Raw genomic sequence first — 12570 nt, forward strand, 5'->3', positions numbered from 1 at the left:
GGAACAATTTTAGCGATCAGCAGTGCCTATTTGCGAATGTTCAACACGCCCTAATGCCAGTAATAAAAAATAGCCATTATCTCACCAATACATATCATCAATAATAATAGGAACACCTATGTCTACTGCTGAAACTGATGCTCAGATCATCAATCCTGAAATGCCAGATGTGCCACCACAGGCACCAAGCAAAATTAATTTAAAAGATTATCAGAAGCCAAGTTTTGATGTTGAAACGGTTCATTTGGATATCAAGCTGTTTGAAGATTATGCTCAGGTAAATAGTACGCTTGAGATGGTACGCCAAACAGCAGGAGCGCTTGTCTTATTTGGCGAATCGTTAGAGCTGCTGTCTATTATCATGAATGATAAAGCGTTAACATCTGAGCACTACCAGCAAGAAGATGGCAAGCTGACGATTCACAATGCGCCTGAGCAAGTCACTTTAGACATTCAAGTACGTATCTGCCCGCAAACTAACACCGCGCTAGAAGGTCTATACATGGCAGGTAGTGGTGACGATACCATGTTTGTGACTCAGTGCGAGCCCGAGGGTTTCCGTAAGATTACTTTTTATCCTGATCGCCCTGATGTACTCGCGATATTTACCACTCGACTCGAAGCGGATAAGCGCTATCCGACGTTATTGGCTAACGGTAATTTAGTTGAAGCAGGTGACGTGGCTGATGCGCCAGAGCGTCATTATGCGATTTGGCAGGATCCAACCAACAAGCCCAGCTATTTATTTGCCTGTGTTATTGCTGATTTGGATGTGTTGACAGACTCTTATACGACGAGTGAAGGACGAGAGGTCTTGCTTGAGGTGTATGCAAAATCTGCCGATATCGATAAATGTGATGTTGGTATGCAAGCCTTAAAAGACGCCATGAGATGGGATGAGGTCAATTACGGCCGAGCCTATGATTTAGATCGCTATATGATTGTGGCAGTCAGTCAGTTCAATATGGGCGCAATGGAGAATAAGGGTCTTAATATCTTTAACACCGCTTGTGTGTTATCTAGCCCTGAGACCACTACTGATGCGCGCAGTTTTAGCGTAAAAGCCATTATTGCTCACGAATATTTTCACAACTGGACGGGTAACCGTATCACGTGCCGTGATTGGTTTCAGCTGTGTTTGAAAGAAGGTTTTACGGTTTACCGTGATCAGTCGTTTTCAGCAGATCAGCAATCAAGTGCGGTACAGCGTATTGATGATGTGGCGACCTTGCGTGCACATCAATTTGCAGAGGATGCAGGCCCATTAGCACATCCAGTACGTCCAGAGAGCTTTGTTGAGATTAATAACTTTTATACGACGACCGTCTATGAGAAAGGCGCTGAAATCGTACGTATGATTGCCAACACATTAGGGCCAGATGATTTCCGCAAGGGCACGGACGAGTATTTCCGTCGTTATGATGGACAAGCGGTCACGGTAGAAGACTTTTTATCAGCCCTTAGCATCACTGATGACAAAATCGAGGACTTTATCGACTGGTATCGCCAACCAGGGACGCCAGTAGTATCGGGCTCTCAAACTTATGATAGTGCAGCGCAGACATTAACGATTACCTTGAATCAGCAAACACGTCATGTGAAAGGCTTTGATGCACCAAAATCATTACCGATACCCGTTGCGACCGCATTGTTTGATAAAGACACTGGAGATATCGTCGCTGAGCGTATGCTACTACTCGATCAAGCAACGCAAACCTTTGTGTTTGAAAATGTCGCAAGCGAGCCAGTCGTGTCATTGCTGCGTGATTTTAGTGCGCCCGTACAGCTCAATTATGATTACCAAGATGCAGACTTGGCCTTTTTGCTCAAGTATGAAACCAATGGGTTTAATCGCTGGCAAGTGACTCAGATGCTGGTCAACCGTATCTTATTACAAGCACAAGGCAAAAAAAGCAGCCCTGAGGTGTACCTAGAGGCGCTATCACAAACTTTACCAGTTCTAGCGGCTGAGGATGCGATGCTTGCTGCACGGTTACTTGATATCCCATCAGCGCAAGAGCTGGCTTCTGCTGTTTCTAAAGACTACGATCCGATACTAGTGAAAGAGCAGCGCGATGGGCTATATCAGCAAGTAGCAGATAAATTAAAAGATCAATGGGCTACGTTATATCATAATCTGCCAATGCAATCTTATGAAGACAGCGCTGAGGCACGAGGTGACCGCGCTTTGCGTAATGTGGTGCTCGATATGGCATTGACAGCTAATCTAGATGATGCAGCGGACTGGGCACAGCAGCAGTATGATCATGCCAGCTGTATGACGGAGCGCTTTGGTGCATTAAAAGCAATGGTCAATCATCAGCTGCCAAAAGCCAATGATTATTTGACCGATTTCTATAAGCGTTTCCAAGCAAATGATTTGGTGATTGATCTGTGGTTCAGCGTGCAGGCTGCGGCTGATGATGTGACACCTGATGTGATCAAGTCGTTACTTGCTCATACCGATTTTGATTGGAATACCCCTAACCGTGTCCGTTCAGTTATCAGCGCCTTTAGCTCACAACCAACGGTACTATGGACAGCAGAGGGTCTGAAGATGTATACAGACGTGATCAAAAAACTCGATGATGCCAACCCTGTATTGGCTTCACGCTTATTGCAAGTGCTGGCACGCTGGAATACGTTGGCTGAACCACGTCGTCAAATGGCGCATGAGCAGCTAACAGACTTACGCAAGAACGTTGCATCCAAGCATGTGCTTGAAAGCTTAGAGAGTGTATTAGGTGCTGCAAATAGCTGATTGATAATAGCTAGGAAATAATTTAGCTGTAGTATTAACTTTAAAATAAAGCCAACCTCAAACTAGAGTTGGCTTTATTTAATTGAGCGTATAGCATTAATTGTCATTAAGAATTAAGCTGCTCAAGAAAATGTTTTTCTTAAAATTCTCCCAATAAAAAGCCCCTTTCGTATCAGTACGAAAAGGGCTTTCTAGTTTTTGCTTGACGATATACTATCGTTAATGGCTATTAGCGGTTTGGTAGCACATCTTTTACCATATCACGCAAGCCGCGCAATGCTGTGACGGTGCTGTCCCAATCTAAGCAGCCATCAGTGATAGATTTACCGTACTCAAGCTGACTTAAATCAGCGGTTAGTTTTTGATTGCCGCCTTTTAGGTGACTCTCAATCATCATGCCGATGATTGATTTATTACCATTTTGAATTTGCTCAGCCACGTTTTGGATGACCATCGGCTGCAAGTAAGGATCTTTACCTGAGTTGGCATGGCTTGAGTCAATCATGATTTTGCTATTGGTTTTACCTTTTGCCAGTTCGTTCTCAACTTGAGCAACTGCCGTTTCATCATAATTAGGCTTGCCATTACCACCGCGGAGTACCACGTGCGCGTAAGGATTGCCTTTTGATTTGATGATAGAGACTTTGCCATCTGAGGATAAACCTAAGAAACTATGACCTTCTTTAACCGCCTGCATCGCATTGACAGCAACCGTCATACCGCCGTCAGTACCGTTTTTGAAGCCAACTGGGCAAGATAAGCCTGAGCTCATTTCACGGTGTGTTTGGCTCTCGGTAGTACGGGCGCCAATCGCTGACCAGCTGATCAAATCCTGCATGTACTGCGGCGTATTTGGATCAAGGGCTTCAGTCGCACAAGGCAAACCTTTTTCATTCAAATCAAGCAATAACTTGCGAGCAGTACGCAAGCCCTTTTCGATATCAAAGCTGTCATTCATGTCAGGGTCATTAATCATACCCTTCCAACCGACCGTGGTACGAGGTTTTTCAAAATAAACACGCATGACGACAAATACGCTGTCTTCGATCTCTTTTGCCAATACGGCTAAGCGATCGGCATACTCATGGGCCGCTTTAATATCGTGGATAGAGCAAGGTCCGATGACCACAAACAGACGCTTGTCTTTACCGTCCAAGATATTCTGAATCGTTTGGCGACCGTTTAGAACGGTTTTATACGCTTCATCTGACAGAGGTAGCTCAGCTTTTAGCTCAGCGGGAGTAATCAAAGGAATAAATTTTTCAATATTCACGTCGTCAATGTCTGCATTATGGGTAACTGATGTTGTCATGGTTATATATCGTCTAGCTGATTTATAGGAATATTCATTATGCGGACAAAAGTGTTGGTTGACAAGGGTAGTCGGGTAGTTAATTGACTGATAACTGGAATGAGGAAACTAAAACTTAGTTATAATTGCAGACACTTAGTGAGGTATTTGAAGTCGCAAATGCACGTATGGTATTTCGTTTTTCTATCTATTAATAACGATTGATGCTATTAATAACGAGTAATGAATGTTGAGAGCCAAATGCACCGATTTTATTGACAAATGTGGCTGTGAGTTTCGCTATTTTAATTATCCTCACGTATGATAGCAGCCTCGATAATTAGGCGCTAAAAGATATATCAAAAATATTGACGGATAATCTGCATGGATTGTCACGCTATATTCCTGATTGACTGTGCTATATTTTATAACAGTGGTTTTTATTTGTATATTTCTAATATTGAGAGCTTGTCATGACAGTTTCTGCTACGTCTCATCACAATACTGATGTAATCAGCCCAATAGAGACGGATTCTCAGATGTCCACAATACCGACTGCACCGTTGGTCATCGCGATTGTTGCAGGTGAGGTGTCGGGGGATAGTTTGGGTGCAGACTTTATGCGGCAAATGAACAATCTGCGTGATGATATTGTCTGGGTAGGTGTGGGCGGTACAAAAATGCAAGCGCAAGGGCTACAGAGTATTTTTCCGTTAGAGCGCTTGGCTGTGATGGGACTGGTTGAAGTGATGTCACAGCTACCAGACTTACTTAAAGCACGCCACGAGCTGCTGAGCGCCTTTGAGGTAGCTGGTATCGATTGGTTTGTCGGTATCGACGCGCCTGACTTTAATCTACGGGTCGCCAAGAAACTAAAGCCAAAAGGCATCTTTTGCGTGCAGTATGTCAGCCCTTCTATTTGGGCATGGCGTGAGTCGCGTATCCATAACATTAAAGCGGCGACTCATCTGGTATTGTGCTTATTCCCATTTGAATTGCCAGTTTATGAGCGGCACAATCATCCGGCGATCTGTGTAGGTCATCCATTGTTACGCACTATTGATCAAGCACTGATAGACACGCCCATCAATCAGCGCCGTAGCGAGCTGGTCTGGCACAATGATGGACTACAGCAGTTTTTTATTGAACGGTTTGATGATGTCAGTCATCTGATTTGCGTGATGCCAGGCTCTCGGCGCGGTGAGATTACTGCTATTTTGCCGTTGATGCTCGATGGCATCCAAAAGCTTATCCTATTAGACCCAAAGCTGTGCTTTATCATCCCAACCGTCGATCAAAACCATCAATATATTGTGCAAGAGGTCATTGATCAATGCTCAGAGCAGCTGCGTGCAGCGATCGCGGTTGTCTATGATGATACGCAGCCAGAGTTTAGTCAACGTGCCATGGCGGCGTCAGATATTGTCATGCTAGCCTCAGGAACAGCAACGCTGGAGGCGATGCTACTTGAGCGGCCAATGGTCGTGATATATCAATTGAATCAGATCACCTATCAGATTGCCAAGCGTCTGGTAAAAGTGCCTTATGTTGCATTGCCTAATATATTGGCAAATGCGCCGATTGTGCCTGAGCTTATTCAAGAGCAGGCAAGCGGGGATAATATTTGCCGTACAGTGATGCGTTTATTGCAGCCACGTGCTTATGCTGAACAACTAAAAGATCTGCTCGCGACAAAGCACACATTGCAGCAGCAAAGCAATCATGAACCAGCAAATAGTGTGATTGACCAATATTTTATCCAGAGCAGTAACACCAATCATCCTCTCTAAATGAAAAAGACTTTTTTATATTATGCCGATTCAACACCATACAGAAAATCCATCCCAGCCAATTGAGATCAGTATTGAGCATATCGATATCAAAGGACAGTATATTCAATTAGCCGCGCCGATACGTTTATATGGACAGTTAAATATCTCCAAGCTATTTGAACAATATGATCGCGATGAAGCGCAAAGCTTTGCGCAGTCAATATTAAAAATTGGCGTTGATGAAGCAGGGCGTGGACCATTACTGGGTAGTGTTAATGTGGCCGCCGCAATATTGCCCTCAGATTGGTCAGGACTGATCGAGGAGCAACCACTCAAAGAGACGCCATTATCGATACTGACAGACTCCAAAAAGCTGAGCGAAAAAAAGCGCGATATCCTTTATCCACTGGTAAAGGCGCATGCCCTCGGTTATGTCATCGCCAATGTACCCGCAGCTGTCATCGATCAAGTCAATATTTTACAAGCAACGATGCTTGGTATGCGCTTGTGTACGGAGGTGCTGCTAGATGCCGCTCTTACATGCTTAGTGACTAAAAACAATGAGAATACATTGCTTAAGCAATTACAAATTGAAGTATTGTTTGATGGTAATCGCTGTCCTGATTTGAGCCATACTACATTTCACGAATTGGGCATATCGCCATCTTCTGTTGATTGCCAAGCATGGGTGAAGGGTGATGCACGCCATACCAGCATTGCCGCTGCGAGTATATTAGCAAAGGTGAGCCGTGATGAGACCATGTATGCCCTTGATAAGCAGCATCCAGAATACGGTATCGCCAAACACAAAGGCTACCCAACTCGCGCACATATGGAGGCCCTTGAAAGACATGGCGTTTTATCCGCACATAGACGCAGTTTTGCCCCAGTGATAAAGGCATTAGAACGCAGATCTTAGATAATAATAGATCGCAAAAAAACTACCGAGTTTAACAAAGCAGCAAATTTTCAAAAAAGTAAAGAGCAAAATTTTACAAAATGTAATACAGTATATTCTCGTTGGTATAAAATACTGTTAAATCAATAACTAAGCTTTGATTTTGGGTTTTTTATTCTTACTATGAGCTGTATATAAATGACTATTTTATAGGATAAGAGATGATAGCTAATACCCCACAAAAGAACCTTGCTGCAGTGCTTTTTTTAACGGTATTTTTGACAGCCTGCGGTGGCGGTGGCGGTGGCGGTGGCGACTCTAATAGCAATTCGCCTTCTAATGATTCACCGAATGAGCCATCAAAAGACGCTATTTCAGAACCGGTCACTTCAGACCCAATAATGTCGCCACCAGTAACGACGGTGATTGATAAAGATGACGAGACCTCAACCGATGATACGCCCGCCAATGACAACACCGTAGCTACTGAGAACAATCCGCAAGCTGCCTTAAGTGCTAATAATCAGTTTAGTTTGGCAAGAACCAGCTGTGGTTTAAGTGGCTTATCTGTTGACACCGCGCTTGATGATGTTGCGATCAAGCACGCAAACTATATCAAATACGTCTTTGCTAACAGCACCCCAACCAGCTTTAACGCCCATATCGAAAAAGAGGTCAGTGATATTGCCAGTGTAACCGGCCCTAACAACCCATACTTTGGTGGTTTGGATTTCTCAGATCGTTTATTGAATGCAACATATCGCAACGCACAATATGGTGCCACAGAAAATATTGCTCAATCTGTCTACTTCAATTCAGCAGGAAGTTTTTTGAAAGCGGATGTGGTGGCAGTATCCATGGCAAAGTCATTGTTGGCAGCACCTTATCATCTTCGCTCGTTGATGTTACCGTCTTCAAGCTTAATCGGTACAGGAATGGTGAATTATAAACCGCATAATAAAAGTGTTACCACTAACCAAGGGTATGTGTTGGTTAGTCATGCCTCAGCGACACAAGCAACCAGAGACACGACCGTGTCAGGTGTTTTTACCTATCCTTGTGAAGGCGTGACTGGGACAGTGACCGCACTATACAATGAGAGTCCAAGCCCTGTTAAAGGCACAGGTCGCGATTTGCGTACCAATCCGATCGGTCAGCCAGTTTATATTAGTATGCCATCAGCAAGCAAGATCAAAGTCAGCAACATCAAGTTCCGCGATACTCAGCGAAATATGAACGTACCGATTCAGCTGATTGATTTTGATAACGATCCGTATGTGAACACCAACTACGCATTACCAGCGAATGAGGCATTTATTTTGCCATTAACAGATGCACTAAAGAGCTGTGAAGTGGAGCGCGCGGCAAATCAAAGCCAGCAGTGCGGGCTTTATGGTAATACCAAATATCAAGTAAGCTTTGATATTCTAGTGGATAATAAAAACTTAGAAAGCAAAGCATTTACTTTTACGACGGGTAAAGTAAATTATTAGTTAAACCGTTTAATCAATCGTACAAGCAAAAGGGCTGAACCAGATAACAGGTTCAGCCCTTGTTTTATATGAAGCAACTATAACAATGTGACAAAGCAAGCAGACTGGATAAAACCTACTTTAAAATGAAGAGTTCGACTCTTGTAAAAAGGCTTTTTCATCCTCAGTTGATTTGCGCCCTAGCACCTCATTACGATGTGGGTAACGCCCAAACTGATCAATAATCTCTTTATGACGATATTCGAAATCTAGCGTGGTGGCATCATCCAACTGTCTAAATAATGGCAAATAGCGCTCATGAATTAAGGCAGATTCAGAGTGCATAAATGGGATAATCATAAATCTACGCCATTGCATCGGTAGCGTATCAAAATAAGGTTGTTGAATGGCTTCTTGGGCGAGTGCTAATGCCATACCGTCTTGCGCAAATGCGCTTGCTTGTCCGCGACATAAATTGCGTGAAAACTGATCTAAGACAATGATTTCTGCCAATCGTCCTGCTAGCGATGTGATGGAACTATTACCATCCAATGAAGACTCTGCGATACGCCAACTGACACATTCGCCTTGCTTTGCTGCATGCCAAAGGTCACCAAACTTATCTTGTATTTGCTTATCAAAACGATCGTTTTGTTCAAACCAGTAGGCTTCATTGTTTTTATCAAACCAAAAATCCAACACGGCACGCGCATCAGGATCTAGATAAGTCAAATCTATATTTTTCGGATCCAATTGTGATGAGTGGGATCGACTGGCTGAGGTGGAATAATCGGTTGAGAGTGCCATAAGATATTCTAATTATGATGAATTTAGTCTACTATAGCGCAAATATTTATATCTGTCTGTCAAGATACCAACAGCAGAGTGTCTATTAGGTAATCTATTATGAATACAAAAAATCTAGAGAATTCTATCAACGCGACATTGCCACCAACGCCTTACTATGTGCTTGATGAAGCGGCCATCGTTGCCAATATGAAAATCATTGCTAGGCTATGTGAGCTGTCTGGTGCAAAAGCATTATTGGCACTAAAATGCTTCGCCACATGGGGCGTGTTTGATGTGATGCAGCCTTATCTGCATGGCACGACTTCGTCTTCACTTAACGAAGTGAGATTGGGCTATGAGACCTTTGGTAATAACGCTGATGCTAATAGCAATGATAAAAAAGAAACACATGCTTATAGCGTCGCTTATAGTGCAGATGAAATCCCTGAAGTACTGAACTATGCAGATAAAATCATCTTTAACTCAATCTCACAGCTCAACGCTTTTAAAGCGCAAGCCGCCGCACAAAATATACCTGTAGGTCTACGACTCAATCCAAAGACCAGCAACTCATCGTTTTTGATCGCTGATCCTGCGCGTCCATTTAGCCGTCTTGGCGAGCACGATAAAGATAAAATCGCAGCGGTACTTGGCGATATCACTGGCGTCATGATTCATAACAATTGTGAAAATGACAGTTTTGAAGCCTTTAGTGAAAGCTTGGCTGATATCGAAGCCAGATTTGGCGATATCTTAGCGCAGCTTGAGTGGGTCAGCTTGGGCGGCGGCATTCATTTTATCGCGCCTGACTATCCACTAGAAAAGCTGGCTGACAGATTGAAAGTATTTAGTGAGACCTATGGCGTGCAAGTTTATTTAGAACCAGGCGAAGCAAGTATCCATGGCGCGGGCACGTTAGTCACGACAGTGTTAGACACTATGCACAATCAAAAAAATCTCGCCGTTGTTGATGCTTCTATCGAAGCACATATGCTCGACTTGCTGATTTACCGTGAGTCCGCACCGATTGCTGCGATCAATAATACTGCTGCCAATATTATACCTACTGGTAATCCAGCAGAAGCTGCGCCGTCTGAAGCCAATGCAGAGTCGGCAGACCATACCATTATTTATGGTCGTTCTTGCTTGGCAGGGGATATCTTTGGTGAATATGCACTACCGAGTCATTTACAAGTAGGCGATCAGATTGCCTTTGGTAATGCCGCAGGCTATACGATGGTCAAGAAAAACTGGTTTAATGGGGTTAATATGCCAGCGATAGTGATCCGCCGTTTGGATGGCAGTACTGATATCCAGCGTGAGTTCGACTATGAGGAATATAAAGCCAGCCTATCTTAAGCCTTAGTAGCCTTAGTTTCTAAGACTATTTTATTGTCGGTTTTTTTATTTTAATGTTTAAAAAACAAAGTCTTAACCTGTATTAGTATGCATTTTAATATCTCTACTTTTTATACATATTTTTTACCGATAAGGGAATAAAAATTGTTATAATCGCGTCGGGCAAATAATGGAGTATTATCTGCCCAACGGGTGCGTGGGTTTTCCTCGGTCTTCCTTTTTAATTCACGCATATCATTCACTCGTTTCTGTTTTGCATAGCCACAATCAATGGTATCGACAGGGACACAAAGGAGGATTGTTCATTGAACACAAACCAACCAGCCAAATCTAACAAAAAAGACGTACTTATCATCGGAGCAGGTGGTGTCGCTCAAGTGGTCGCGCATAAGTGTGCGATGCATAATGATGTGCTTGGCGAGATCCATATCGCCTCACGTACCAAAGACAAATGCGATGCTATCGCGCAGAGCGTAAAAGAAAAAGACAGCTTTAAGCAGGCTGCAGTCTTGCATACACATCAGGTCGATGCCATGGACAGCCAAGCACTCGTGCAGCTGATACAAGACACAAAAATACAGATACTGATTAATGTTGGCTCGGCATTTATCAATATGACCGTATTAGAAGCCTGCATTGAGACAGGCACGGCATATATAGATACGGCAATTCATGAAGATCCGCGTAAGATTTGTGAGACGCCGCCGTGGTACAACAACTACGAGTGGCAACGTAAACAGCGCTGTGCAGACAACAACGTTACTGCCATTTTGGGCGCAGGGTTTGATCCTGGTATGGTCAACGCCTATGCGCGTCTGGGCTATGACATGATGGATGCAGGATCTGTGACTGATATTGACATCATTGATATCAATGCGGGCAGTCATGGCAAATACTTTGCGACTAACTTTGACCCAGAGATCAACTTCCGTGAGTTTACAGGGACGGTGTACTCTTGGCAAGACAGCAAGTGGCAGTCTAATAAAATGTTTGAAGTTAAACGTACGGATGACTTGCCAGTTGTGGGTGTGCAGAACAGCTATCTGAGTGGTCATGATGAAGTGCATTCATTGTCAGCCAATCTAGATGTACCAAACATTCGTTTTTGGATGGGCTTTGGTGAGCATTATATCAATGTATTCACCGTGCTACAGAGCTTAGGACTACTGTCTGAGCAGCCAGTGATGACGGCTGAAGGCCAAGAAGTGGTGCCGCTAAAAGTCGTGAAGGCAGTACTACCAGATCCAAGCTCGCTGGCACCGAACTATACAGGCAAGACCTGCATTGGTGATAAAGTTAAAGGCAAAATCAATGGCGTTGAGACGGAAGTGTTTATCTATAATGTCTCAGATCATAAAGAGGCTTATAACGAAGTGGGTAGCCAAGGTATCTCGTATACTGCAGGCGTGCCACCTGTTGCTGCTGCAATACTAGTCGCGACTGGCGAATGGGACGCAGGCAAGATGGTCAATGTCGAAGAGCTAGATGCTAAGCCATTTATTAATCTATTGAATAAGATTGGTCTGCCAACGCGTATCAAAGATAGCGAAGGTGATAGAGCGCTTGAGTTTGATATTTAATTAGCAAGCGTAATTTAGAAAAGCCTGTCTTTTATAGATAGGCTTTTTTGTGTCTGTGTCTCGTCCTAGAATAAGTCTACAAAAAATAGAGGCTAGCAGCGCTATTACGTTCTTGCTACCATTAGTTTCTATTTTCTGCTTTTACTCAATAACAGTGATAAAAGCGCGGCAAGTATAATCAAAATGAGAACATTCCATGCAACTAGAAATAAATATTATAGACGCCTTCACTGACACTTTGTTTAAAGGCAATTCCGCTGCGGTTATTGTGACAGATACATGGTTAGATGATGCTTTGATGCAGTCTATTGCGCTTGAAAATAATTTGTCTGAGACCGCTTTTATTGTTGTTGATGATAACGGTGTTTATCATATTCGCTGGTTTTCACCGTTAACTGAAATTGACTTCTGTGGTCATGCGACCTTAGCTTCTGCTTACGTGCTATTTAAGAAAAACCCGAATGTAAAGGTTATTAACTTCTCAGCCAAAGCAGTTGGTATTTTGACAGTCGCAAAAACAGATTCTGGCAAAATGCAAATGGATTTTCCCAATAGAATGCCTGAAAAAATTGATGAAATTCCTGATAGTTTATTAGGGTGTGTTGACAATTACCGTAAATGGATAATCGTCGCTGCTAAATAGATATT

The 12570-nt window shown here is 43.3% G+C and carries 9 protein-coding genes; 7 read left to right on the forward strand and 2 right to left on the reverse strand.

The genetic code is table 11. The features are described 5' to 3' along the window. Window positions 1-118 precede the first annotated feature (118 nt). Window positions 119-2761 carry an aminopeptidase N gene (gene pepN, locus L0G63_RS11850; protein WP_301450843.1) on the forward strand — a complete coding sequence of 881 codons (2643 nt, stop codon included), beginning with the start codon at window positions 119-121 and terminating at the stop codon, window positions 2759-2761. A 229-nt stretch (window positions 2762-2990) separates the two neighbouring features. Here pepN and L0G63_RS11855 read toward each other — a convergent pair whose 3' ends face one another. Continuing rightward, window positions 2991-4073 (reverse strand): 3-deoxy-7-phosphoheptulonate synthase, encoded by a 1083-nt coding sequence (locus L0G63_RS11855; RefSeq protein WP_301450844.1) that lies wholly within the window; start codon window positions 4071-4073, stop codon window positions 2991-2993. A 452-nt stretch (window positions 4074-4525) separates the two neighbouring features. Between L0G63_RS11855 and lpxB the strand changes: the two genes are divergently transcribed. The 3 genes from lpxB to L0G63_RS11870 all read left to right on the forward strand — a co-directional run bounded on the left by lpxB (window position 4526) and on the right by L0G63_RS11870 (window position 8215). Further along, entirely contained in the window at window positions 4526-5842 is a 1317-nt protein-coding gene (lpxB, locus tag L0G63_RS11860) for a lipid-A-disaccharide synthase (protein WP_301450845.1), read from the forward strand. 22 nt (window positions 5843-5864) lie between these two features. Continuing rightward, window positions 5865-6743, forward strand: coding sequence for a ribonuclease HII (locus L0G63_RS11865; protein WP_301450846.1), 879 nt, complete (start codon window positions 5865-5867; stop codon window positions 6741-6743). Between the two features lie 200 nt (window positions 6744-6943). Beyond that, window positions 6944-8215, forward strand: coding sequence for a CAP domain-containing protein (locus L0G63_RS11870; protein ID WP_301450847.1), 1272 nt, complete (start codon window positions 6944-6946; stop codon window positions 8213-8215). A gap of 120 nt (window positions 8216-8335) precedes the next feature. Here the strand turns inward: L0G63_RS11870 and L0G63_RS11875 are convergent, their stop codons facing one another. After that, window positions 8336-9001 (reverse strand): DUF924 family protein, encoded by a 666-nt coding sequence (locus tag L0G63_RS11875; protein WP_301450848.1) that lies wholly within the window; start codon window positions 8999-9001, stop codon window positions 8336-8338. Between the two features lie 99 nt (window positions 9002-9100). Between L0G63_RS11875 and L0G63_RS11880 the strand changes: the two genes are divergently transcribed. From L0G63_RS11880 to L0G63_RS11890, 3 genes are all read left to right on the forward strand, one after another. Continuing rightward, entirely contained in the window at window positions 9101-10342 is a 1242-nt protein-coding gene (locus L0G63_RS11880) for a carboxynorspermidine decarboxylase (RefSeq protein ID WP_301450849.1), read from the forward strand. A gap of 305 nt (window positions 10343-10647) precedes the next feature. Beyond that, window positions 10648-11922, forward strand: a complete 1275-nt coding sequence (locus L0G63_RS11885; protein WP_301450850.1) for a saccharopine dehydrogenase family protein — start codon at window positions 10648-10650, stop codon at window positions 11920-11922. 196 nt (window positions 11923-12118) lie between these two features. Further along, window positions 12119-12565 (forward strand): PhzF family phenazine biosynthesis protein, encoded by a 447-nt coding sequence (locus L0G63_RS11890; protein ID WP_301450851.1) that lies wholly within the window; start codon window positions 12119-12121, stop codon window positions 12563-12565. Window positions 12566-12570 lie beyond the last annotated feature (5 nt).

It is taken from the genome of Psychrobacter sp. (assembly GCF_030454045.1).
Lineage (GTDB): Bacteria > Pseudomonadota > Gammaproteobacteria > Pseudomonadales > Moraxellaceae > Psychrobacter.

Excerpts from the sequence above, each read along its gene's own strand:
- pepN (WP_301450843.1), top strand. The coding sequence starts at position 119 with ATGTCTACTGCTGAAACTGATGCTCAGATCATCAATCCTGAAATGCCA.
- L0G63_RS11855 (WP_301450844.1), bottom strand. The coding sequence starts at position 4,073 with ATGACAACATCAGTTACCCATAATGCAGACATTGACGACGTGAATATT.
- lpxB (WP_301450845.1), top strand. The coding sequence starts at position 4,526 with ATGACAGTTTCTGCTACGTCTCATCACAATACTGATGTAATCAGCCCA.
- L0G63_RS11865 (WP_301450846.1), top strand. The coding sequence starts at position 5,865 with ATGCCGATTCAACACCATACAGAAAATCCATCCCAGCCAATTGAGATC.
- L0G63_RS11870 (WP_301450847.1), top strand. The coding sequence starts at position 6,944 with ATGATAGCTAATACCCCACAAAAGAACCTTGCTGCAGTGCTTTTTTTA.
- L0G63_RS11875 (WP_301450848.1), bottom strand. The coding sequence starts at position 9,001 with ATGGCACTCTCAACCGATTATTCCACCTCAGCCAGTCGATCCCACTCA.
- L0G63_RS11880 (WP_301450849.1), top strand. The coding sequence starts at position 9,101 with ATGAATACAAAAAATCTAGAGAATTCTATCAACGCGACATTGCCACCA.
- L0G63_RS11890 (WP_301450851.1), top strand. The coding sequence starts at position 12,119 with ATGCAACTAGAAATAAATATTATAGACGCCTTCACTGACACTTTGTTT.